Source organism: Streptomyces sp. NPDC044061, assembly GCF_056434305.1.
Genome location: NZ_JBWKFL010000004.1, coordinates 1 through 22,170, shown reverse-complemented (window position 1 = coordinate 22,170; position 22,170 = coordinate 1). Strand labels below are relative to the sequence as shown.

The following is a 22,170-nucleotide window of genomic DNA, read 5'->3' as shown; positions in this document are numbered from 1 at the left end:
AGTGCAATAGGCGGGCAAAAACGCCCACAGTCTGGGCGGCCCGTCCGCTCACACGGAGGGGCCGCCCAGTATCCGGACGCCTGCTGTACGCAGGGTGAGAGGGTGGTTACGCCGCCACGGACGTGTAGTGCGAGGCGTCGCCCTCGATCGAGTAGCTCTCCTTGCCCTCGATGCCGACCGGGACGTCGCCTGCGACGGTCACCCGGTGCAGCCGGCGGGGCCGGCCGTCGTAGTTGTCGATGGCGTAGTGCTGGGTGATGCGGTTGTCGAAGAGGACCAGCTGGTTCTCCGACCAGCGGTGGCGCAGGACGTTCTCCGGGCGGGTCACGTACGACTGGAACAGGTCGAGGATCTTGCGGGACTCGCCCACCGACAGGCCGACGATCCGCTGCGCGAAGCCGCCGATGAACAGGCCGCGCTCCCCGGTCAGCGGGTGGACCCGGACCACCGGGTGGGCGGTGCGGTACTTGATCGAGGTGAACTGGGCGCGCTGGGCGGCCTTCTCCTCGTCGATCTCCTCGCTCGGCACCGCGTAGTCGTAGTCGTTGGTGTGCTCCGCCCAGAGGGTGTCGGCCAGGTGCCGCAGCGGCTCGGGCAGGTCGCGGTAGGCGGCCGCCGGGTTGGCGATCAGGGTCTCGCCGCCGTACGGCGGAACGGTCAGCGAACGCAGGGTGCTGGCCTGCGGCGGGTTGAGGACGAAGGTGACGTCGGTGTGCCAGTGGTTGGCACGGCCGCGCTCGCTGTCCACGGGCAGCACGTTCGGGGAGCCGTCGACGGCGCCGACCGTCGGGTGGGCGGTGGTGAGGTCGCCGAGGTGGCGGGCGAAGGCCTGCTGGCCCGCGTCGTCCAGGTTGACGTCGTCGAACACGAGCGCCTTGTGGACGTTGAGGGCCTCGCGGATCTCGGCCACCTGCTCCGGGGCGAGCGGCTTGGAGATGTCGACGCCGAGGACGCGGGCGCCGATGCGTGCGGTGACCTTGGTGATCTCGATGGACATGCGGGTTCCTTTCAGGCGAACGCGGGCGTGAGGTACTGGTTGGCGGGGCGGGGAAGGCCGTAGCGCTCCCGCAGGGTCTGGCGGGGGCGGCCGTCGTACTCGGTGCGGAGCAGGCCGCGGGTGCGCAGGATCGGTACGACGTGCTCGACGAACGCCTCCAGACCGGAGGGGAGCACGGCCGGCATGATGTTGAAGCCGTCGGCGGCGCCCTGCGTGAACCAGGTCTCGATCTGGTCGGCGACCTGCTCGGGCGTCCCGGCGAAGGTGAGGTGTCCGCGTCCGCCGCCGAGCCGCCCGATCAGCTGCCGGACGGTGAGCTTCTCGCGCCGGGCCAGCTCCACGATGAGCGTGTAGCGGCTCTTCGCGCCCTCGACGGCGGACTCGGGCGGCAGGTCCTCGGGCAGCCGGGCGTCCAGCTCCAGCGTGCCGGGCTCCAGTTGCAGCAGGCTCTCCAGGCGGCCCACGCCGTGCGTGTACACGATGTGGTCCTCGAGGATCCGCTCGTTGGCCAGCGCCTCGGCCTCCGTCGAACCGAGCACCGGGACGATGCCGGGCAGCACCCTGATGTGCTCGGGATCCCGTCCCGCCCTCGCGGTCCGTGACTTGAGGTCGGCGTAGAAGGCCTGCGCGTCCCCGAGGGTCTGCTGGGCGGTGAACACCGCCTCCGCGTACCGGGCGGCGAAGGCCTTGCCGTCCTCCGAGGAGCCCGCCTGCACCAGCAGGGGGTAGCCCTGCGGGGAGCGCGGCACGTTGAGGGGGCCCTCGACGCTGAAGTACGCCCCCTTGTGCCGGGGCGGGTGGATCTTGTTGTCGTCGCCCCAGACGCCGGCCGCCTTGTCGGCGACGATCGCGTCGTCCTCCCAGCTGTCCCACAGCTTGAGGGCCACGTCCAGGAACTCGGCGGCTCTGGCGTAGCGCTCGGCGTGCGCGGGCTCGGCGTCCAGGCCGAAGTTGCGGGCGGCCTCGGCGCCCGCGGTGGTGACGATGTTCCAGCCGGCCCGGCCGCCGCTGATGATGTCCAGCGAGGCGAACTTGCGGGCCAGGTTGTAGGGGGAGTTGTAGGAGGTGGAGGCGGTGGCGATCAGGCCGATGTGCTCGGTGGCGGTCGCCAGCGCGGTCAGCAGGGTCAGCGGTTCCAGGGCACCGGCCGGCCGCTGGGCCAGGTTGCCCCACAGCTGGGGGCCGTCGGCGAGGAAGAGGGAGTCGAAGGTGCCGCGCTCGGCGATCCTCGCCAGCTCGACGTAGTGGGCGAGGTCGACATGCGCGTACGGGTCGCTCTCCGGCAGCCGCCACGAGGCCTCGTGGTGACCGGTGTTCATCAGGAACGCGTTCAGGTGGAGCCGGCGGGTCATGCGTGGTCCTCCGTGACACCGAGGGCTGCCAGCAGCCGCTCGCGGTATTCGCCCAGCACCGGCTCGCGGTAGGAGCGCGGGTGGGGGCGGTCGATGGTGAGGTCGAGGCCGATCCGGCCCCGGTCCAGGACGAGGACCCGGTCGGCGAGCACGATCGCCTCGTCCACGTCGTGGGTGACGAGCAGCACGGAGGGCTGGTGGCGCTTCCACAGCTCGCGCAGCAGGTTGTGCATCTTGATCCGGGTGAGCGCGTCCAGCGCCCCGAACGGCTCGTCCGCCAAAAGGAGTTCGGGCTCACGCACCAGGGAGCGGGCGAGCGCGGCACGCTGGGCCTCGCCGCCGGACAGCTCACCCGGCCAGGCCCGCTCGCGGCCCCCCAGGCCCACCTCCTGCAGCGCGGCCCGGCCGCGCTCCTCGGCGTCCTTGCCGTCCAGGCCGAGCAGGACGTTGTCCAGCACCCGGCGCCAGGGCAGCAGCCGGGAGTCCTGGAAGACCACCGACACCCGCTCGGGCGCGGTGAGCTGCCCGTCGCCGGCCACCCCGTGATCGAGTCCGGCGACCGCCCGCAGCAGCGTCGACTTGCCCGAGCCGCTGTGCCCGAGCAGGGCAGTGAACTGGCCGGCGGGAAGATCGAGGTCGATGCCGTCGAGGACCGTACGGCCCTCGAAGGACCGGGTCAGGCCCCGCAGCTGGACGGCGGGACGGGTCAGCTGCTCAGTGTGCGTCGCCACGACAGCACCCTCCGTTCGACGAGACGGACCACGCTGTCGGAGACCAGGCCGAAGATTCCGTAGATCAGCAGGCCGACCAGGATGACGTCGGTCTGGCCGTAGTTCTGCGCCTGGAACATCATGTAGCCGAGGCCGCTGGTGGCGTTGATCTGCTCCAGGACGACCAGGCCCAGCCAGGAGCCGGTGACGCCGAGCCGGAGTCCCACGAAGAATCCGGGCAGCGCGCCGGGGATCACGACCTGACGGATGAAGGTGAGCCTCGACAGGCCCTGCACCTCGGCGAGTTCGACGAACCGGCTGTCGATGCCGGACAGCGCGGAGTGCGTGTTCAGGTAGATGGGGATGTAGACGACGATCGCGATGATGGCGATCTTGAAGGTCTCGCCTATGCCCAGCCAGAGGATGAACAGCGGGATCAGGCCGAGGGTCGGTATCGCCCGGTTGAGCTGCACGGTCCCGTCGATCAGCGCCTCACCGGTACGGCTGAGCCCGGAGGCGAGCGCGAGGACGACCCCGGCGGTCAGGCCGATCGCGAAGCCGTACGCGGCCCTCTTCAGCGAGGTCAGCACGTCGGTCGGCAGGGTGCCGTCGGTCCACAGGTGGACGCTCGTCCTGAGCACCGTCCAGGGCGCCGGGATGGCACCCGTGTCGAGCGCTCCGGCGGCCGAGGCGGCGGCCCACAGGGCGAGCACCACCAGCGGGCCGACGAGCCGGGCGGCGGGCAGTTGACGGCCGGGGGAGAGCCGGCGGCGCCGGCGGACCTGCGGCAGTTCCTCGGCTGCCGTCGCCGCCACGGCGGTCGTGGTCGTGGTCACGGCGCTCACCTCCGGTACTCCGCCGGTACGGCCCTGGCGGCGATGGCTTCGAAGCGGTGGTCGAAGAGCGAGGAGACGTCGAACTTCTTCACGAAGCCGCCCTCGGCGAGCAGGTCGGCCGTCTCCTGCTCCCAGCGGATCGCCTCGTCCCAGCTGGGCGGGAACAGCGGCTTGTTGGCGAGCTTGGAGATGCCCCGCGCCTGCTCCAGGGTCAGGTTCTGCGTCTTGACGTAGAACTCCTCGTTCCACACGTCCGGGTGCTCGTACGTCCACACCTGGCCCTTGGCCCACTCGGGGATGTAGGCGGCGACCGCGGCGGCCTTCGCCGGGTCGGCGAGCACGGACTGCGGCGCCCACAGCAGGTTGAGCAGGTCGACCACGTCGGTGGGGATGGTGTGGGCGCCCTTGGACCCGTACTGGCTGAGGTAGGCGGGCGCCTGGGTGTTGCCGAGGGGGGCCACGTCCACCTGGCCGGACTGCAGGGCGGTCAGGAACTGGTTGCTGGTCAGCGGGACCAGCTTCACCTCGTCGTACTTCAGGCCCGCCTTCTTCAGCGCCCGCAGCAGTACGACGCCCTGGGCCTGGCCCTGCGAGAACGCGAGCTTTTTGCCCTTGAAGTCCTCGACCGTGCGGATGTCGCTGCCGGGCTTGGTGGCGAAGAGGTAGTTGGGTTTGCGGGTGATGTTGATCGCCACGATCTTCGCGTCGAAGCCCTGGTAGTGCGCCTGGATCGGCGGGATGCCCGCGTTGTTGGCGAGGTCCAGGGACTTGGCGCGGAACGCGTTGATGACGTCCGGCCCGGCCCCGATGTTCACCCAGCCGGCCACCGTGAACGGCAGCTTGGGCAGCTTCGCCAGCTTGAACTGCAACTGCTGCGTGTTCTGGTAGGAGGCGATCTTCAGACTGGTGCCGGCCGGGACCTTGTCGGCGAGCGGCTTGGTGGCGGCCCCCTTGGCCTCGGCGGACGCGTCGCCCTTGGCGCAGCCGCTGAGACCCGCGACGGCGGCGGACGCGCCGAGCAGGGAGGTGAGGAACAGGCGGCGGTCGAGGCCGGAGACGGATGGAGCAGACATGGGAGAACTCCCTGGATGCACGGGGCGGAAAGGCAGAAGGAATTCCAGGCAGGCCGAATACCGGAAACGGGTGAATCCCGGACGGGGAGGGTGCCGGAAGAAGTGAACTCACGCAGACGGAAACACGCGCTTCATGCGCGGCAATGTGTCAGCAACAGAGGGTGCGACAGCTCGTGAGCGGGTTCATGAGCAGGATGTTCCCGGCCATGGGCGACCTCTGTCAACATTCCGAGTTTCTGAATTAAATAGCCTCTGGTGAGGCACCCAGCGGATCCCGATACAGCACGTCAAGGGCAACCGAACCACCCGCCACCGCCAGCACCGAATCCGGGAAACTGGTCGGCAGGACGGCCGCCGCACGACGTATTCCGGCCGCTTCCCGCAGCGCGGACAGGCAGTCCTCGAAGCGCATGACACCCACCTCGGTCACCACCACGGTCTCCGGATTGAGCACGTCGAGCAGCAGTCCCGCCGCCCGTCCGGTCATCCGGGCCCGCTCCACCAGCAGCCGCAGGGCAGCCGCGTCCCCGGCCACCGCGGCGGCCACCACGTGCATCGGGTTGACCGAGTCGATGACCCCCGCCTCCCGGGCCCGTCGGCACAACGTCCGCTCGCTCAGCTCCACTTGGAGGCAGCCCGTACGGCCGCACGCGCACGGCTCGGTGCCGCCCGGCACCGGGAGGTGGGCGATCGCACCGGCCTGCGAACGCGGCCCGTAGTGCACCTCGTCGTTGGTGGCGAAGGCCGCGTCGACCACGTTGCCGACGAACAGGTGCAGCACGCTCCGGCTGCCCCGGGCCCGCCCGAACAGCCGCTCCCCGTTGACCAAGGCCCGGGCGTGGCCGTCCACATGGACCGGCAGCCCGGTACGGGCCTCCAGCAGCTCCCGCACCGGCACCTCGCGCCAGCCCAGCAGCTCGTGCTCGACCACGGTGCCCGCCTCCCGGTCCACCCAGCCGCCGATCGCGACCCCGGCTCCGAGCGGCCGGCGGCCCGGCGCCTCGGCGAGCAGCGCCGCGAGACCGTCGGCGGCCCGCGCGAGCACCCGGACCGGATCGGTCCCCTCGTGCTTCAGCCGCCGCTCGGCCACCACCCGGCCCCTCAGGTCCAGCAGTGCGACCGTGGTGTACGGCACGGCCACGTGCACCCCGCCGACCACGAACCGCCGGCCGTCGAGGTCGACCGGCACGTGCGGCCTGCCCACCCCGTTGGAGCGGCGGGGTGCCGCCTCCTCGTGGATCAGCCCCAGCCCGGTCAGCCGGGCACAGTGATCGGACACCGACGCCGGCGACAGCCCGGTCAGCCGCGCGATGGTGCTGCGCGCCACGGGTCCGTGCTCCAGCACGGACCGCATCACGACGCTGGCGCTGGTGCGCCGCCGGTCGCTGTCGGCGGCACGGGGAACGGGGGAGACAAGAGTGGATGCCGCGGTACGGGGCATGGAGAACCGTCCTCGGGAACGGGGCCGACACGTCTCGGAAGGAGAGGCGTGCCGCGGCCCGCCTCTATCCCGGACGGCGACAGGTGGCCGTGCCCTGGCGTCGCAGGTCGACATAGCGACGCGACGTGAAGTACCGGGCCTGGGCAACCATGCGTTCGAAGCTAGCAAACCGCCCCCGCGCTGCCCAGACGGCGACCGACGGGCGAGACGGTCATCGAGCCTTTGGTGGAACCCTACAGACGGGCCGTCATGGCTCTGCGTACCGTGGGCCACTCCACCACAGTGACCGGTATCACGCCGTACCCGGTGTAACCCGCATCCTTTGTGAGGAGCCCACCAAGGGTGCGTGGCCGCCTTTGTCGAGCGCTGACGGTGATCGGCACGTGGACACCGGTATAGCGTCACGATGTTCCCTCGTGCCCACACCATCCGCGGAGTCCCCATGAGCACCGCCACCGCCGCCGTCCGCCCCGGCGCCGTCCTCGCCGACCTCCTTCCCGCGACCCGCGTGCGTGACGCCGCCCTCGTGCTCGGCGGCGCCGCGCTCACCGGTCTCGCGGCCCAGCTGGCGGTTCCGGTGCCCGGCTCCCCGGTGCCGGTGACCGGCCAGACCTTCGCCGCGCTGCTCGTCGGCACCGCGCTCGGCGCCCGCCGCGGCTTCCTCTCTCTCGCCCTGTACGCCGTCGCCGGCGTCGCCGGTGTGCCGTGGTTCGCGGACGGCACCTCCGGCTCGGGCGCCGTGTCCTTCGGCTACATCCTCGGCATGCTGCTCGCCTCCGCCCTCGTCGGCGCCCTGGCCCGCCGCGGCGCCGACCGCTCCCCGCTGCGCACGGCGGGCACGATGATCCTCGGCGAGGCCGTCATCTATGCCGTCGGCGTCCCCTACCTGGCCCTGGCAGCCGACCTGTCCGCGTCGCAGGCGATCTCGCTCGGCCTCACCCCGTTCCTGATCGGCGACGCCCTGAAGGCCGCCCTGGCGATGGGCGCGCTGCCCGCCGCCTGGAAGTTCGTCAGCAAGCGCTGACGCCGTAACTCCCGCGGAAGAGGTTCGCCGGGTCGTACCGCTCCTTGAGCCCGGCGAGCCTCTTTCCGCGTCTCGGGGTCGTACAGACCGGCGCCCCGGTCCCCGGCCCCGAAGGCGAAGTTCAGCGCCCGGCCGAGGGTGTCGTCCGCCAGCAGCGCGAACTCCGGGTCGAGGACGGCCCGCACCTGCTCGCGGCCGCCGACCGTCAGCAGCCGCAGCAGGAACCCCCCGTCGCGGAAGGGCACCGCGTTCGGCGCGGGCCGGCCGAGTGCCCCGCCCAGGTGGTTGACCTGGACGACACACATCGCGGGCGCCTCGGGCCCGGTCAGCCGCAGCAGCTCCCCTGCCCGCTTCGCGTTCAGCTCCCGCAGCACCGCGCTGTCCCCGTAGTAGGCGTGCGGGAAGTCCGGGTCACTGTGGATGGTGTGGCTCTCGGCGTACGGCATCGTGCGCAGCGAGTCCGCGAGCACCGGCCCGATCTCCCGCAGCGGGGCGACGAGTTCTGTGCCGCCGGCGCCGGTGTGGGCGACCCGGACGGAGACGACGTACCGCCCGCGCAGATGCGGCGGCAGCGCGGGCAGGTCCGGGTACGGCACTGCCGCGAAGGACGAGGTCAGCCCGTCCGGCACGGTCCGCGTCCACGCCTCGTACGCCCGCAGCGCCGCGGCCGGGTCCACCGCGCGCTCGTCGAAGGAGACCGAGCCGCCGTACAGCGTCCGCACCGGCACGAGCCCGGTCTCCAGCTCCGTGACGATGCCGAGGCTATGCCCGGCGCCGAGCAGCGCCCAGTACAGGTCGGGTTCGGACTCCCGGGTGACGTGCCGCACTTCGCCGTCGGCGGTGACCACCTCGAGCCACCGCACGTGGTCCGCCGTGTACCCGAACTCCCGGGCCAGGACGCCGAGTCCGCCACCCAGGGTGTACGACACCGCGCCCACGCCCGGCGCCGAGCCGTTCAGCGGCGCCAGGCCGTACGGTGCGGCCGCCGCGACCACGTGCCCCCAGCGCACCCCGGCCCGCACCCGCACGGGTACGGGCCTCCGGGTCGACGCTGATCCCGTCCATCCGCCGGGTCGTGACCAGTACCCCGCCCTCGGCGGAGCCCGGCAGCCCGTGCCCGGTCGCCTGGACCCCGACGGGCAGGTTCCCGGCGGCCGCGTACCGCTCGGCCGCCACCAGGTCGGCGGCCGAGCGCGCGGCCACGATCACCGCGGGTCGCTGGGTGAAGCCGAGCTGGAATCCGGCGAGTTCGTCCGCGTAGCCCGGATCGCCCGGGGCGGAGGAGGACAGGGTCTGCCGTGTTGTCGATGTCCACGAAGGTCATGCCGCCCAGGATGGCCGCACAACCTGACAGTCCCCGTCAGGTTGTGCGGCCGCCCTCCGTCCGGGTCAGGCCTCCTGGCGCCTGCGTCGCGACCACCACAGTCCGGCCGCGCCGGCCGCGATCAGTGCGGCGCCCGTGGCGCCCAGCGGCAGCACGTCACGCCCCACACCGGTCTTCGGCAGCTCGTCGCCGCCCGGTGCGACCGGTTTGTTGTCGGTGCCGAGGAGCAGCGGGGTGGCCGGGGCGTTCGGCGACGGGTTGGTCGTGCCGAAGGGCACCGGGCCCTGCTGCCAGAACGTCTTCTTCCCGTCCGTGGTCTGCACGGGCAGACAGATCTTCCCGGCCTTGCTCAGGTCGTACGTGGCCCGGACCGCGTACGACTTGGACTTCCCGGCCGCGAGCGGACCGACCGGGCAACTGAAACCACTGTTCGAACCTTCCGGCAGGTCCTTTTTCGCGATCGCCGAGCAGCCCTCGGCTCCTGTGATCCGCAGTCCGTCGAAGCCGACCACCAAAAGCCGGATGCCGTCGCTGTCCTTGGTTCCCTCGTTCTTCACCGTGGCGGTAATCGCCGTCCTTTTCGAACTGTTGTCGACCGAGATCTTCTCCGGCAGCAGGGTGCGCAGCCGCACGCCCGCCGGTGCCTCGTCGACCACCTTTCCCCCCTTCTCGCTCCCCGGTCCCTGGTCATCGGCGACGGCCGTCGGCGAAAGCAACATCACGGCCGAGAAAGATGCCGTGACCAGCGATCCCGCGATGCCCGCCCAGCGACGAGAACTCATGTTCGCCCCCCTTGCAACCCCCTGGACTGCGCCTGAATTCGCAGTACTTGAAGAGGTACCACAAGATTTCCCCGCACTATGCTGGTACGGGGCGAAGTGTGACCGTTGTGTTTCAGCAGAGGCGGTCGTTGAGGGGGGTGCGGCGCATTGCCGGGAAAAATGGGGGAAGCGGGAGGGCCGGGAGCCGGCGGGATTCCGGGGCTGCTGGTGAACGGGCGCTATCGGCTGGTCGAAAGCATCGGTCAGGGGGGAATGGGGCGGGTGTGGCGAGCCGTCGACGAAATACTCGACCGGCTGGTCGCGGTGAAGGAAATACGCATCGGCGGACAGGACGCGGAGGACGTCCGCACCCGCCGGGAACGCACCCTGCGCGAGGGCAGGGCGACGGCGCGGATCGACCATCCCAACGTGGTGCGGGTGTACGACGTCGTGGACGAGGGCGAACGCCTGTGGATCGTCATGGAGTTGGTCCACGGCCGCTCACTGGAGCGGATCATGGCCGAGGAGGGCCCGCTGGGCCCGCGCGAGGCCGCGCGCATCGGACTGGGGCTGGCGGCGGCGCTGCGGCAGGTGCACGCGGGGGGTGTGCTGCACCGGGACATCAAGCCGGGGAACGTCCTGGTCGAGAGCGGGGCGGGGCGGGTGGTCCTGACCGACTTCGGCATCGCCGCGATCCAGGACGCCAAGGCCCTGACCATGGTCGGCATGCTCGTCGGCTCCCCCGACTACATGGCCCCCGAGCGCGTCTCCGGCCGCCGCCAGGGACCCCCGTCCGACCTGTGGTCCCTCGGCGCGACACTCTGCGCGGCCCTGGCGGGCCACTCCCCCTTCTCCCGCGACACCACTCTGGCGACCCTGCACGCGGTCCTCTACGAGGACCCCGAACTCCCACCCACCGCCGGCCCCCTGCGAAACCTCCTGACTTCCCTGCTGAAAAAGGACCCCTCGACCCGCCCCACCCTCACAGAGGCGGAAACGACCCTGCGCCTGACGGCATACCCCCCTCCGTCCCCCACCCTCCCGGGGGTACCGGAACCGACGGCCGGCCGGACGGGACCGCGGGCGGACGGGGCGGGTTCGCCTACGGGCTCGGCGGGGCCGTGGGCGGGGGAGGAGGGTCCGGCAGCGGCCGGGGCGGGGCCGGGAGCGGGCGGGGCGGGTTCGCCTACGGGCTGGGCGGGTTCGCGGGCGGGCGAGGCGGATTCGCCGAAGGGTGGGGCGGGTTCGCCTACGGGCTCGGCGGGGCCGGGAGCGGGGGAGGAGGGTCAGGCAGCGGCCGGGGCGGGGCCGGGAGCGGGAGCGGGTGGGGCGGGTTCGCCTACGGGCTCGGCGGGTTCGCGGGCGGGCGAGGCGGTTGCGCCGGCAGGCTGGACGGGCTCTCGGGCGGACGAGGCGGATTCGCCTAACCAGGAGGCGAGTTCGCCGGTGGGCACGGCGGATTCACCGGTGGGCAGGCCGGCTTCTGCGGCGGCCCGTCCGGACTCGGCCGAGGGGGCGTTGGGCGACCGGGTGGCTCCTGGAGCGGCTTCCGCCGAGGGGGCGATGGGCGGCCGAACGGCTTCTGGGGCGACGGGGGCCGGGCCGGCGGGGGAGAGCCCAGTGGCTGGGGCAGCTCTGGCGGAGGGGCATGGGGCGATGACGCCGGGGGTGCAGAACCCGGGGGCCGGGAGGCCTGGAAGGGAGGGCCGCGGGGCGGTGGGGCCCGGGCTGGTGGGTACTGAGGCGGTTGGCTCGGAGGCAGCGAGAGCCGAGCGGGCGGGCCCCGGGGCGGTCGGGACTGAGGGAGCGGGTTCTGGGCCGGCCGCGGCGGTAGGGGTGGGTCCTGAGCGGTTGGGTTCCGAGGTGGGCCCGGTGCCGGCGATGGCCGAAGTGGTGGGCTATGGGCCGGTGGGCGCCGAGCGGCCGGGGCCCGGCCAGATGGGGGGCGAGACGGCAGCACCCGGGTCTGTCGGGGTCGAGGGCTCGGGTCCTGGGCCGGTGGGTTCCGAGGTGGGCCCGGTGCCGGCAGAAGCCGAGACGGTGGGCCTGGGGCAGGCCGGGGGCGAGCGGCCGGGGCCCGGGCCGGCGGGGGCGGGTCGAGCGAGCGGGCTCTGGGCCGGTGAGGCCCGAGGTCCACACCGGCACCCGACTGCCCAGGTTCCGCCCGTCCCGGCACCGGCCGACTCACCCCCCTCACCCTCTGCCGCAGACGGGGATCCTGGGCAGTTGGAGGAACACCGCGCGCTGGGAGGGGAGCCGAGGCGGCAGGGGCCGTACGAGCCCCAGGACGGACAAGGAGCCGCATGGCCCACCTCGCCGCCCCAGGGCACCGGCGGCCTTGGGCCAACCCCGGTCAGCAACGGTCCTGCTGACCCCGGGGTGGGCAGTCGGTCCACGCCCGCCGGAGGCGGCTCCGGCCCGCGTGTCGGTGTGAGGCTCGGAGGTCGGCCCACGGAGCCGGACGGTGTTCCGGGGGCGCGTGGGCGGGTGGGGACCGAGCGTCGTGCGGGGCCGGTGTTCGAGGCGGGCGACGGGGCCGGCGGGCCCGGGCCCCGGACCCGCCGCACCGCCGTGCTCGCCGCGCTCGGCGTCGTGGCCGTCGGGATCGTGGTCACCGTACTGGTCGCCACCTCCGGCGGAGGCGGTCGGCGGGAGGGGGCCGTACATGGCGGAACCGCCGGCGCCTCCTCGCCCACGGCCGCCTCTCCGACCGTCGAGGACACCTCGAGACCCCCCGTACCGCCACCCGGCGCGCGTACGGAGGCGGGCGGGTTCGCGTGGGTTCCGCCGCGGGGGTGGCGACGGGACGTGAAGACGGGTGCCGAGGTGCACTACACCTCGCCCGACGGACAGCAGGAACTCGTCGCCAAGTCCTCACTCGCCCGGGGCGACCTCCTGGACACCTGGAGCCGGTCGGAGAAGGACGCCCGCCAGGGGCGGGACTACGTCAAGATCCGGCTGGCCAGGACGACGTTCCAGGGGCACCCGGCGGTGGTCTGGGAGTACACCTTCACCCTCAAGGGCACCCCCTGGCACGCCCGCCTGCTCGGCTTCGACGCGGACGGGAAGTCGTACCAGATCAACACCTGGTACCAGCCGGAGATCGAGACCGAGGCCGTAAAGACGTACAGCACGGTGAAGGAGACCTTCACCGTGCTGTGAGTCCGTGAGTCCGTGAGCCGGAAAGCGGCCCGCGTCAGCCCGTGGTGACCTTCTCGGGCTCGTCGGCCGCGGGAACCGTCGTCCGGCGGCCCGCCGTCACCTTCTCCTTGATGAAGGCGATCGCCAGCACGACCGCCGCGACCAGCAGTGACAGCAGCACCGTCTCCCGGCCGTCGTGCTCGGTGTCGAACAGCATGTAGACGAGGACGAACACGATCATCCCGGCCGTCGCCCAGGTCAGGTACGGGTACAGCCACATCTTCACGACGAGCTTCTCCGGCGCCTCACGCTGGATGATCTTCCGCATCCGCAGCTGCGAGAAGCAGATGACCAGCCACACGAACAGGGCGACCGCACCGCTGGAGTTGAGCAGGAAGAGGAAGACGGTGTCCGGGTACTGGTAGTTGAAGAAGACCGCCACGAAGCCGAAGACGACCGAGGACAGGATCGCGGCCATCGGGACGCCCCGGGCGGTGGTGCGGGCGAACGCCTTCGGGGCGTCACCGCGCTGGCCGAGCGAGAAGGCCATCCGGGAGGCCGTGTAGAGGCCCGAGTTGAGGCAGGACAGCACCGAGGTCAGCACGATGACGTTCATGACCTCGCCGGCATGCGGGATGCCGAGGGAGTTCAGCGCGGCGACGTAGGAGCCGTCCTTCTGGATGGACGGGTCGTTCCACGGCAGCAGCGAGACCACGACGAGGATCGAGCCCAGGTAGAAGACGCCGATCCGCCAGATGATGCTGTTGGTGGACTTGGTGACCGCGCGCTGCGGGTCCTCCGACTCGCCGGCCGCCAGGGTGGCGATCTCGCTGCCCATGAAGGAGAAGACGACCAGCAGCACACCGGTGAGGATCGCGCCCGGACCGTGCGGCAGGAAGCCCCCTTCGCCGGTCAGGTTGGAGAAGCTCGCCTTGTCGGCGTGGACGCCCGGCAGCACGCCGAACACCGCGAGCAGACCGACGACGACGAACGCGCCGATCGCCACGACCTTGATGCCGGCGAACCAGAACTCGAACTCGCCGTAGGAGCCGACCGAGACCAGGTTGGTGGCGGTCAGGACGATCATCACGATCAGGGCCCAGCCCCACTGCGGGACGGCCGGTACCCAGCCCTCGAGGATCTTCGCGCCGGCGGTCGCCTCGACGGCGAGCACGACGACCCAGAAGAACCAGTAGAGCCAGCCGATGGAGAAACCGGCCCAGCGCCCGAGCGCGCGGTCGGCGTGGGCCGAGAAGGAGCCGGAGGTGGGGTTTGCGGCGGACATCTCGCCGAGCATCCGCATCACGAGGACGACGAGCGTTCCGACGAGGGCGTACGACAGGAGGATGCCGGGGCCGGCGGTGGCGATGCCTGAGCTGGAGCCGACGAAGAGTCCGGCACCGATCACGCCGCCGATGGCGATCATCGTCAGGTGTCGGTTCTTGAGACCTGCTTGAAGTCCGGAACCAGGGGTCATGGGACGGATTTCCTTTGCGCCGGTGGAGCGATTCCCGTTCGAGGGGGGTGGCTGCGAACAGGGCCTCGCACGAGCGGTGTACGAGCCGGTCCAGTGAATCGGAGGTGAATGAATTCGGGAACCTCTGAATCCGGATTGTTACTTGAGGTTTCCTTGAGCTTCAATGGCCTGGCTCACATTCTTCGGCGCCGACACCCGGAGCTGCTGCCCTGAATGGGCCGTGTCACACTCGTCCCATGCGCGTGTATCTCGGCTCCGACCATGCGGGCTACGAACTCAAGAACCACCTCGTCGAATGGCTCGAGACGGCGGGGCACGAGCCCGTCGACTGCGGGCCCCACATCTACGACGCCCAGGACGACTACCCGCCCTTCTGCCTGCGCGCCGCCGAGAAGGCGGCCGCCGACCCGGACGCCCTCGGCATCGTGATCGGCGGCTCCGGCAACGGTGAGCAGATCGCCGCGAACAAGGTGAAGGGTGTCCGGGCGGCTCTGGCCTGGAGCGAGGAGACGGCCTCCCTGGGCCGCCAGCACAACAACGCCAACGTCGTGGCCGTGGGTGCCCGGATGCACAGCACGGAGGAGGCGACCAAGTTCGTCGAGGTCTTCCTCAACACGCCGTTCTCCGGTGACGAGCGCCACATCCGCCGCATCGACATGCTGTCGGCGTACGAGACGACGGGCGAGCTGCCGGCGATCCCGGCACACCACCCCCAGCAGTAGGAGTCCGGACCTGGGGGCTCCACGCCCCCAGGCCTCCGTGCGGCACGGCACGAAAGGACAGCTCAGCCTTGCCCGAAGGGCACACCATCCACCGCTTGGCCCAGGACTACGCCGAGCTCTTCCAGCACACCGCCCCGCTGGTGACCAGCCCCCAGGGCAAGTTCTCCGACGCGGCCGACCTGCTGAACGGTGCCCTCCTCACCGGCACCGAGGCCCACGGCAAGCACCTCTTCCTCCGGTTCCGGGACGCCGACTGGGTCCACATCCACCTCGGCCTCTTCGGCAAGGTCGGCTTCGGCCCGGTCCCCGCGCCCCCGCCCACGGACACCGTGCGGCTCCGGCTCATGAACGACTCCTCGTACGTGGACCTGCGCGGCCCCACCACCTGCGCGCTGATCACCGACACCGAGAAGCGGTCCATACACGACCGCCTCGGCGCCGACCCGCTCCGTACGGACGCCGACCCGGGCGCGGCGTACCGCAGGATCTCCCGCAGCCGTACGACGATCGCCGCCCTGCTGATGGACCAGAAGGTCATCGCCGGTGTCGGCAACGTCTACCGCGCCGAGGTGCTGTTCCGGCACGGCATCGACCCGTACCGGGCCGGCCGGGACGTCACCCCGGCCGAGTGGGACGCGGTCTGGGCCGATCTCGTGGATCTGATGCGCGAGGGCGTCCGCCACAACCGCATCGACACCGTCCGGCCGGAGCACACCCCGGAGGCCATGGGCCGGCCGCCCCGCGTGGACGACCACGGCGGTGAGGTGTACGTCTACCGCCGGGCCACCCTGCCCTGCCACATCTGCGGCACAGGGATCCGCACCGCCGACCTCGCCGCCCGCAACCTCTTCTGGTGCCCGACCTGTCAGAAACCCTGACCGACGGCTAGAAGCCGTGCGGCAGCCACGGCGCCACCGGAGAGCCGAACGCCACCGACGCCTCCGTCAGCGACCCCTGCCGCAGTTCCCGTATCCGCCCGGCCCCCGCCAGCGACAGCAGGGTCACGCCGCCGAGGTAGGCGGCCCCCAACTCGCTTACGGACAGGGCGAGATCGGCCGCGTCGGAGGTCCGCTCGCAGGACGCGCCCTTGCTGTCCCCGGTGAGCCGCCAACGCCCGGCGTTCCAGGGGCAGAACGCGTCCTCGACCTCCAGGACGACGTCCACCGGCGCCTGGTACGTCCGGGACGCGAGCGCCGTACCGACGTCGACCAGACGGACGTGGCACGAGTCCCGCGTCCGCAACCCGCAGCGGCGGATGTCGGAGACCATGTACTGCCAGGCGTCGTCGAGCGGCCGCCCCCGCACGGTCAGCGTCGTCATCAGGTCGATGTCGAACAGGAAGCGCCACAGCGCCGCGTCGGTCGCCGGGTCCAGCGCGGCCAGGTACTCCAGCGTCACCGTGCCGTCGTGCCCGCTCGGACCCCAGTCGAGCTTGGTGCGGAAACGGGCGTACCCCGTGACCTCGCCGTCCTGCTCGGCGACCACGCACTGCAGCGCCGACGCGCCCCCGCGCTCGCTCTCCGGGTCGAGCAGTCCCGCCCGCTCCCAGCCGGGCTGCCGGGCCAGCATCCCGGGCCGGCGCGGCACCAGCGCCGCGTACACCGCCTCGCACTCGGCGAGGACGTCGGCGGGCTTCGCGTACCTCAGGCGTACGTCCTCGGCACCGGCGGGCAGCGCCAGCGTCACCCGGCTCGTGTCGATCTCGGCGTGCAGCTGGAAGGTGCCGGCGCCGTACCCGAAGCGGCCGTAGATCGCCGGCTCGGAGGCGGTCAGCACCGCCAGCGGCTCGCCGAGGGCGCGCACGTCGTCCAGCTGGCGCCGCATCATCGAGGTCAGCACCCCGCGCCGCCGGTGCGTGGCGGCCACGCTCACCATCGTGACGCCCGCGGCCGGCACCAGGGCGCCGCCGGGCACGGTCATCCGGAAACTGAACGCCCCGCCGGTCCCGACGATCGCGTCCCCGTCCCACACCGCCATCGAACGGTCGAATTCGGTGAGGGATTTGTCCAGTTCGCGCTCTTCGGGGGAAGCGGACCCGCCGCCGAAGGCGCGGAGCAGCCCGTCCCACCACGGATCGAACTCCTCCGGGCGCAGCACCTTCAACTCGGTCGCACGCTCAGTCGCCATGAGCCATGCCTACCAGGGCATTGCGGGACGAGCCAGCGAATTTCTCCTGGGTGGCGGCGCGATGGGCCGGCGTGCCGTTCACTGTGAGGTTGAAACCTGAAGTTGAGCCTCTCACGGGGGACAAGTGGGACCTCCCGTGCCAAGCGGCTGGTCCGATGGATAGGGTCCCGAACTAATGGCAGCAGGACGAGAGCGGCGCGCGAAGGCCGAGACGTTCACGGCCCGGTGGAAGATGCAGTGGCACCGGGTCCGCGTCGGCCTGCGCAGAAGCGCGGTGGACTACTTCCGCGGCGACGGCTCGGACTGGATCGCGCTGGCCGGGCTGCTGCTCACGATCCCCGTCCTCGCCGCCATGACCCTCGGCAACTCGGTGTGGTGCTCCCCGGCCACCCTGGTGCTGCCCATCGTCGCCGGCGGCCTGTTGCTGCGCCCGGCGAGCCTGCTGGGCCTGTACGCGGCGGGAGCCACCGCGCTGATCGTGGAGTCGGTGCGGCTCGGCCCGTACACCGAGGGGCCCTCGCGGGTCACCCCGGGCGTGGTCCTGGTGGTCGCCGCGTGCGGCTTCTTCGGGCTGCTGACCGCCCAGTTCCGCAGCCGGGTCGGCGTGCCCTGGCGGCGCGGCGGCACCATGCTCTTCGACCTGCGCGAGCGGATCCGGGTGCAGAGCAAGCTGCCGAAACTGCCGCAGGGCTGGCACCACGAGATGGCGCTGCGTCCGGCGGGCGGCCAGTCCTTCTCGGGCGACTTCGTCGTCGCGGCCCGTACGAACGGCGGCCGCACCCTGGAGGTCGTGCTCACGGACGTGTCCGGCAAGGGCATGGACGCGGCCTCCCGCGCCCTGCTGCTGTCCGGCGCCTTCGGCGGCCTGCTCGGCTCGCTGCCCCCGCACGCCTTCCTCCCGGCCGCCAACGGCTACCTGCTCCGCCAGGACTGGGACGAGGGCTTCGCCACCTCCATCCATCTGGTCCTGGACCTGGACTCCGGTGACTACGAGCTGTACTCGGCGGGCCATCCGCCGGGACTGCAGCTGAGCGCGGGCAGCGGCCGCTGGGAGGAGAAGGCCGCCGACGGTCCGCTGCTGGGTGTGTACGACCTCGCCCAGTTCGACCCGGTGAAGGGCTCGCTCCGGCCCGGGGACGTGCTGATGCTGTTCACGGACGGCCTGGTGGAGACCTCCGACCGGGACATCGTGGAGGGCATCGACCGCCTCACCGGCGAGGCCGACCGCTACGTCGCCGGCGGCTTCCACGGCGCGGCCTGGCACCTCATCGAGGCGGTCGCGAAGGACGTCAACGACGACCGCGCCCTGCTGCTGATCTGCCGGGAGGCATCGGCGGCGGCCCGCTGAGCACGCCCGCCCCGGCACGCGGCGCGCGGACTCAGACCGCGGTGCGCATCGCGCCGGTCGGCGGCGCCGGCACCCGCCGGCCGACCGTCTCGTGCTGGGCCCGCCCCTCCGGGGTCGCGCCCAGCACGGCCGCCGTCCGCCCTCGCGGGCGGCCGCGGTGGCGAGCGCCCGTCCCGGACCGGGCCCGCCTCGACGCCTCCCTGGTCGCCGAGGCGGCCGCCGTCCCCGGCGCCCGTACCGCCGCGGCCGACGAGCCGCGCCGGCCTCGCCTCCCACGTCACCTCCGCCTTCGACACCGAGCTGTGGACGAAGGGCGGTACGACGGCCGGTCTCGCCCCCCTCGGCACGGTGCTGGACCGCGACGGCTACTCCGCCGCCCAGTCCCTGGACCGGGAACTCGATGTCTGGGCCAACGCCGTGATGGCCGCCGTACTCGGCGGGTTCGCGGCCGTCGCCGCCGGCAACACACTGGTGATGACCGTCCTCGCCCGGCGCCGCGAACTCGGCACCCTGAGGCTGATCGGCTCCACCCGGCGGCAGATCCTGCGCATGGTCCACTGGGAGGCCCTGCTGGTCGTCCTCGCGGGCATCGCGCTCGGCACGGCGATCGCCCTGGCCACGCTGGTGCCGATGACGAAGGGGCTGACTGGGCAGGCGCCGTACATACCGCCCGTGGTCTACGGCGCCTTCGCCGGCGGCATCGTCGCCCTCGGGCTGACCGCGGTCACCGTCCCGGCCCGGGCGGCGCTGCGCCGGGAGACACTGGAGGGGTGACCGAGACGCAACTGACCCTCGCCGAGGTCGAGGGCCTCGCACGCGCCGCCCACAAGGGCCAGACCGACAAGGCGGGACGGCCGTACGCGGAACACCTCGCGGCCGTCGCCGAGGGCGTACGCGCCCGTGGCGGAGACGCCGAGCAGATCGCCGCGGCCTGGCTGCACGACGCGGTCGAGGACGACGCGCTGTCCGAGGAGTGGCTGGAGGGGGCCGCTCTCAGCCCGCGCACCAAGGCCATCGTGCGCGCCGTCACCAAGCGGGCGGAGGAGGAGCCGGAGGCGTACGCGCGGCGGATCCTCGCCACCCCGGGCGCGCTGCTGGTGAAGGAGGCCGACCTGGCGCACAACGCCGACCCGGGCCGGCTCGCGGTCCTCGACGAGGCGACCCGGGAACGACTGACCGAGAAGTACGCAGGAATGCGCGCACTTCTCGGTCTTCGGCAGGAGTGAGCCAGGGAGCGAGGGGGAGCCGGGCGGCGAGGGTGGGCTAGGCGTCGACCTTCTCGCGCTCGCGCTCCTTGCGCTGGCGCTCGCGGGCCAGTTCGGCCGCGTCCTGCTTGAACGCCCACTCCATCTTCGGCTCCATCGCGAAGCGGAACACCCGCTGCACCGGCGGGGTGCACAGCAGCGTGACGACGGCGGCCGCGACGGCGGTCACCGCGATCTCGCCGAGCGGGTGGTGCAGCGAGGCGTGGTCGAACCAGCCCCGGTAGTCGGCGAACTTCACCAGGAAGCCGTGCAGCAGGTAGCCGTACAGCGTGCCCGCGCCGAGGGCCGTGAACCACATGTTCCGGCGCGGCACCCAGGCGAAGAAGCAGGCCGTCAGCACCAGCGAGCAGGCCAGCATCGCGAGCACCATCACCGGGCCGCACCACCACGGTGCGCCCAGCTCCTGCGCGGAGTCACGGTGGTAGAACCACGCGGTGTTCATGCGCGGCACCGCCCACCAGCCGACCGCGAGGGCGGCCGCGAACACCGGCACCGAGGCGATCCGCACCGAACGGCGGCGCACCAGTTGGAAGTGCTCGGGCTTCATGCACAGGCCGAGCACGAAGTAGGGGAGGAACTGCAGGACGCGCTGCAGGTCGAGGTCGTCGCCGATGTTCGGGGTGAGACTCGCCAGCATCGCGATGCCGAGGGCCAGGGGCAGCGGCCAGCGCACCAGCCTCCAGATCGGCGTGGTGAGCCGCCAGACGAACAGGGCCACCAGGAACCAGGTCAGGTACCAGGGGTCGAGGAGGCTGATCTCCTGGTCGGGGGAGTGGTCGACGACGCGCTTGAAGAGCGGGTAGGCCGTCTCGAAGAGGACGTACGGCACGGCGACACCGGTGATCAGCCGCTTCAGCCGGTCCGGGCGCATGTCGAAACTGCGGGAGAAGAAGCCGGAGATGATGATGAACGCCGGCATGTGGAAGGTGTACACCACGGTGTACACGGCCTCCAGGATGCGGCTGTCGCCCTTCAGTGGCTCCCAGGAGTGCCCCATCGCGACGAGCACGATCGCGAGGAACTTGGCGTTGTCGAAGAACGCATCGCGCTGTTTGCCCGGTCTGTCCGCCCTGTCCGTGGGCGGCTTCCGTGTCTGCGTGCTCATCGGCGCACGCGGACTGGGCACTCCGTCGACCGGCGACTGTGCCGGGGGGAGTGGCCTGCGGTTCTGGCCGGGGGACGAGGCGGCGTCAAACATCTCAGGCACCCTAGCGTCGGCTGTGGCATTTGGTAAAACCCTCGCGGTCATTCCTGGTTATCGCCTTCGGGTACCCCCTGATTTACATGACTTGGCTCCCCCGTCCACGTGACGGTGGGCACATCGAAGCCCGTCGTTCACCCCTGATGTCCCGATTCATCCCGACTAATTGGGTCATACGACGTCTCTGTGTCATCAATTCGAATTACCTGCGCACAGGATGTGTGGACACCGAAAGGAACGTGCGTAATTACTGGGGGAGTCGGGCGTGGATGCCCTGTCGAATTACTGTGCGGGGCGTCGCGGGGGCCGGGTCGTTGTCCAACGTTGTGTCACGAGCCGCATACCGTGGCCGGGTTGGTGGCACGATGGTTCTGGCGGGGGTGCGGGGCCGTACCCCCGGGCCGGGAGAGCGGACCGACCGAGGGTGTGATCAGTTGTGGCCATTTCACTGTCTGTGGTGCTGCTGTTGGCGATCATCCTTGTGGTGCTGATCCGAGGGGGGAACATCAAGGCCGGCCCAGCCATCGTCGCCGTCCTCTTCGGCTTCTTCCTCGCCTCGACCGGCATGGCACCGTCCATCAACCGGTTCCTGAACTCGATAGCCGAGACGATCAACTCGATCAACTTCTGACCCCGACGGGTGAAAGGTCGGCCCCGAACGACTGAACCAACGGGGCCGACGGCGCCGGCCGCCCTGACGGCACCCGTGGTGGACGCGGACAGCGAGGCGCCGCACCCCTGACCGACCACGCCCCGCAACCCCGGCGGGCACCTTGCCACCGTGCCCGCCGCCACCCGGCCGCGTGCGGGACGTCAACCGCGCAGGGGTCGTGGACCGTGGCGCTCGCGTGATCGGCCGCCCGCCTCGCACGTCCCGCGCGCAGCGCTCTCCCCCTGCCCGACGCCGGTCCGGCTTCACCACTACGCCTCCGGTCACGCCAACAACTGTTCGAACGGCGACGTGATCGATCATTCCGGCAGGCAGGCCCAGCCCCCAAGGGGCGGAAACGATCAGGGCCAGGTCGAGGAATCATCCTCCGACCTGGCCCTGAGCCGTACAGAGCGGGCGACGGGAATCGAACCCGCGTAGCTAGTTTGGAAGACTAGGGCTCTACCATTGAGCTACGCCCGCAAGCGCGCGCCGCAGGTCGGTGACCGCGGCACTGCAGTGCATCGTAGCGGGTCGCGCACCGCGGAAGCCAACGCGTTGGGGTGCGGCGATGCCGCGTATGCGGTGGCACGTAAACCGGCCGACGAATCCGGCCAGTGCATGTACCAAGGCCGGGAAGTTAAGGCTGGCCGGGGCACTGTCCAGGCGGGGGCTGATGCGCGCTGACCTGGGAGTACATGCGGAACGGGACCGCTGGTAGA

Annotated in this window: 17 protein-coding genes, 1 tRNA gene and 3 pseudogenes; 9 read left to right on the top strand and 12 right to left on the bottom strand. The window is 71.5% G+C overall.

The window, feature by feature from the left end; all coding sequences use genetic code 11:
• Positions 1 to 106: 106 nt before the first annotated feature.
• The 6 genes from AC07CM_RS07320 to AC07CM_RS07295 all read right to left on the bottom strand — a co-directional run bounded on the left by AC07CM_RS07320 (position 107) and on the right by AC07CM_RS07295 (position 6,409).
• The gene (locus AC07CM_RS07320; RefSeq protein ID WP_478875355.1) at positions 107 to 997 is read right to left on the bottom strand and encodes a TauD/TfdA dioxygenase family protein; all 891 of its coding nucleotides are present in this window, start codon (positions 995 to 997) and stop codon (positions 107 to 109) included.
• Positions 998 to 1,008: 11 nt separating this feature from the next.
• Positions 1,009 to 2,349 carry an LLM class flavin-dependent oxidoreductase gene (locus AC07CM_RS07315; protein WP_478875354.1) on the bottom strand — a complete coding sequence of 447 codons (1,341 nt, stop codon included), beginning with the start codon at positions 2,347 to 2,349 and terminating at the stop codon, positions 1,009 to 1,011.
• Positions 2,346 to 3,080: an ABC transporter ATP-binding protein gene (locus tag AC07CM_RS07310; protein ID WP_478875353.1), complete on the bottom strand. Its 735-nt coding sequence runs from the start codon at positions 3,078 to 3,080 to the stop codon at positions 2,346 to 2,348. The genes AC07CM_RS07315 and AC07CM_RS07310 overlap by 4 nt, the downstream gene beginning before the upstream one ends.
• Positions 3,056 to 3,904 carry an ABC transporter permease gene (locus AC07CM_RS07305; RefSeq protein WP_478875352.1) on the bottom strand — a complete coding sequence of 283 codons (849 nt, stop codon included), beginning with the start codon at positions 3,902 to 3,904 and terminating at the stop codon, positions 3,056 to 3,058. Before AC07CM_RS07305 ends, AC07CM_RS07310 begins: the two co-directional genes overlap by 25 nt.
• Complete coding sequence (locus AC07CM_RS07300) at positions 3,901 to 4,968, bottom strand: ABC transporter substrate-binding protein (protein WP_478875351.1); 1,068 nt, start codon at positions 4,966 to 4,968, stop codon at positions 3,901 to 3,903. Before AC07CM_RS07300 ends, AC07CM_RS07305 begins: the two co-directional genes overlap by 4 nt.
• 241 nt (positions 4,969 to 5,209) lie before the next feature.
• A complete protein-coding gene (locus tag AC07CM_RS07295) occupies positions 5,210 to 6,409 on the bottom strand; it encodes an ROK family protein (RefSeq protein WP_478875350.1) in 1,200 nt (399 codons plus the stop codon).
• 442 nt (positions 6,410 to 6,851) lie between these two features.
• Here AC07CM_RS07295 and AC07CM_RS07290 point away from each other — a divergent pair, with 442 nt between their 5' ends.
• A complete protein-coding gene (locus tag AC07CM_RS07290; RefSeq protein ID WP_478875349.1) occupies positions 6,852 to 7,433 on the top strand; it encodes a biotin transporter BioY in 582 nt (193 codons plus the stop codon).
• On the opposite strand, the pseudogene AC07CM_RS07285 reads toward AC07CM_RS07290, so the two are convergent.
• Positions 7,420 to 8,723 (bottom strand): annotated as a pseudogene (locus AC07CM_RS07285) (FAD-binding oxidoreductase). The gene AC07CM_RS07290 and the pseudogene AC07CM_RS07285 overlap by 14 nt on opposite strands.
• A 99-nt stretch (positions 8,724 to 8,822) precedes the next feature.
• Positions 8,823 to 9,539, bottom strand: a complete 717-nt coding sequence (locus tag AC07CM_RS07280) for an LPXTG cell wall anchor domain-containing protein (protein ID WP_478875348.1) — start codon at positions 9,537 to 9,539, stop codon at positions 8,823 to 8,825.
• 252 nt (positions 9,540 to 9,791) lie between these two features.
• On the opposite strand from AC07CM_RS07280, the pseudogene AC07CM_RS07275 reads away from it, so the two are divergent.
• A pseudogene (locus AC07CM_RS07275) lies at positions 9,792 to 10,518 on the top strand (serine/threonine-protein kinase); the annotation flags it as partial.
• A 1,487-nt stretch (positions 10,519 to 12,005) separates the two neighbouring features.
• Positions 12,006 to 12,680: a hypothetical protein gene (locus tag AC07CM_RS07270; RefSeq protein WP_478875347.1), complete on the top strand. Its 675-nt coding sequence runs from the start codon at positions 12,006 to 12,008 to the stop codon at positions 12,678 to 12,680.
• A gap of 34 nt (positions 12,681 to 12,714) precedes the next feature.
• On the opposite strand, the gene AC07CM_RS07265 is transcribed toward AC07CM_RS07270, so the two are convergent.
• A complete protein-coding gene (locus tag AC07CM_RS07265) occupies positions 12,715 to 14,136 on the bottom strand; it encodes an amino acid permease (RefSeq protein WP_478875346.1) in 1,422 nt (473 codons plus the stop codon).
• Positions 14,137 to 14,372: 236 nt separating this feature from the next.
• Here AC07CM_RS07265 and AC07CM_RS07260 point away from each other — a divergent pair, with 236 nt between their 5' ends.
• Both AC07CM_RS07260 and AC07CM_RS07255 read left to right on the top strand, forming a co-directional pair.
• Entirely contained in the window at positions 14,373 to 14,858 is a 486-nt protein-coding gene (locus tag AC07CM_RS07260; RefSeq protein WP_478875345.1) for a ribose-5-phosphate isomerase, read from the top strand.
• A 68-nt stretch (positions 14,859 to 14,926) separates the two neighbouring features.
• Positions 14,927 to 15,736, top strand: a complete 810-nt coding sequence (locus AC07CM_RS07255) for an Fpg/Nei family DNA glycosylase (protein ID WP_478875344.1) — start codon at positions 14,927 to 14,929, stop codon at positions 15,734 to 15,736.
• Positions 15,737 to 15,743: 7 nt separating this feature from the next.
• Here AC07CM_RS07255 and AC07CM_RS07250 read toward each other — a convergent pair whose 3' ends face one another.
• A complete protein-coding gene (locus AC07CM_RS07250; protein ID WP_478875343.1) occupies positions 15,744 to 16,985 on the bottom strand; it encodes a GNAT family N-acetyltransferase in 1,242 nt (413 codons plus the stop codon).
• Between the two features lie 175 nt (positions 16,986 to 17,160).
• Between AC07CM_RS07250 and AC07CM_RS07245 the strand changes: the two genes are divergently transcribed.
• The 3 genes and pseudogenes from AC07CM_RS07245 to AC07CM_RS07235 all read left to right on the top strand — a co-directional run bounded on the left by AC07CM_RS07245 (position 17,161) and on the right by AC07CM_RS07235 (position 19,559).
• Positions 17,161 to 18,333, top strand: coding sequence for a SpoIIE family protein phosphatase (locus tag AC07CM_RS07245; protein WP_478875342.1), 1,173 nt, complete (start codon positions 17,161 to 17,163; stop codon positions 18,331 to 18,333).
• 255 nt (positions 18,334 to 18,588) lie between these two features.
• Positions 18,589 to 19,107 (top strand): annotated as a pseudogene (locus tag AC07CM_RS07240) (ABC transporter permease); the annotation flags it as partial.
• The gene (locus AC07CM_RS07235; RefSeq protein WP_478875341.1) at positions 19,104 to 19,559 is read left to right on the top strand and encodes an HD domain-containing protein; all 456 of its coding nucleotides are present in this window, start codon (positions 19,104 to 19,106) and stop codon (positions 19,557 to 19,559) included. The pseudogene AC07CM_RS07240 and the gene AC07CM_RS07235, both read left to right, overlap by 4 nt.
• A 37-nt stretch (positions 19,560 to 19,596) precedes the next feature.
• Here AC07CM_RS07235 and AC07CM_RS07230 read toward each other — a convergent pair whose 3' ends face one another.
• On the bottom strand, positions 19,597 to 20,703 hold the full coding sequence (locus tag AC07CM_RS07230; RefSeq protein ID WP_478875340.1) for an acyltransferase family protein: 1,107 nt from the start codon (positions 20,701 to 20,703) through the stop codon (positions 19,597 to 19,599).
• A 532-nt stretch (positions 20,704 to 21,235) separates the two neighbouring features.
• Here AC07CM_RS07230 and AC07CM_RS07225 point away from each other — a divergent pair.
• Positions 21,236 to 21,430 carry a hypothetical protein gene (locus tag AC07CM_RS07225; protein WP_333777233.1) on the top strand — a complete coding sequence of 65 codons (195 nt, stop codon included), beginning with the start codon at positions 21,236 to 21,238 and terminating at the stop codon, positions 21,428 to 21,430.
• Between the two features lie 430 nt (positions 21,431 to 21,860).
• On the opposite strand, the gene AC07CM_RS07220 is transcribed toward AC07CM_RS07225, so the two are convergent.
• Positions 21,861 to 21,931: transfer RNA gene (locus AC07CM_RS07220), tRNA-Gly, on the bottom strand.
• Positions 21,932 to 22,170: the final 239 nt, after the last annotated feature.

Bases quoted from the DNA above. Each gene is read 5' to 3' on its own strand.
- AC07CM_RS07265 (WP_478875346.1), bottom strand. From the start codon at position 14,136: ATGACCCCTGGTTCCGGACTTCAAGCAGGTCTCAAGAACCGACACCTG.
- AC07CM_RS07315 (WP_478875354.1), bottom strand. From the start codon at position 2,349: ATGACCCGCCGGCTCCACCTGAACGCGTTCCTGATGAACACCGGTCAC.
- AC07CM_RS07300 (WP_478875351.1), bottom strand. From the start codon at position 4,968: ATGTCTGCTCCATCCGTCTCCGGCCTCGACCGCCGCCTGTTCCTCACC.
- AC07CM_RS07260 (WP_478875345.1), top strand. From the start codon at position 14,373: ATGCGCGTGTATCTCGGCTCCGACCATGCGGGCTACGAACTCAAGAAC.
- AC07CM_RS07245 (WP_478875342.1), top strand. From the start codon at position 17,161: ATGGCAGCAGGACGAGAGCGGCGCGCGAAGGCCGAGACGTTCACGGCC.
- AC07CM_RS07250 (WP_478875343.1), bottom strand. From the start codon at position 16,985: ATGGCGACTGAGCGTGCGACCGAGTTGAAGGTGCTGCGCCCGGAGGAG.
- AC07CM_RS07320 (WP_478875355.1), bottom strand. From the start codon at position 997: ATGTCCATCGAGATCACCAAGGTCACCGCACGCATCGGCGCCCGCGTC.
- AC07CM_RS07290 (WP_478875349.1), top strand. From the start codon at position 6,852: ATGAGCACCGCCACCGCCGCCGTCCGCCCCGGCGCCGTCCTCGCCGAC.
- AC07CM_RS07230 (WP_478875340.1), bottom strand. From the start codon at position 20,703: ATGAGCACGCAGACACGGAAGCCGCCCACGGACAGGGCGGACAGACCG.
- AC07CM_RS07280 (WP_478875348.1), bottom strand. From the start codon at position 9,539: ATGAGTTCTCGTCGCTGGGCGGGCATCGCGGGATCGCTGGTCACGGCA.
- AC07CM_RS07295 (WP_478875350.1), bottom strand. From the start codon at position 6,409: ATGCCCCGTACCGCGGCATCCACTCTTGTCTCCCCCGTTCCCCGTGCC.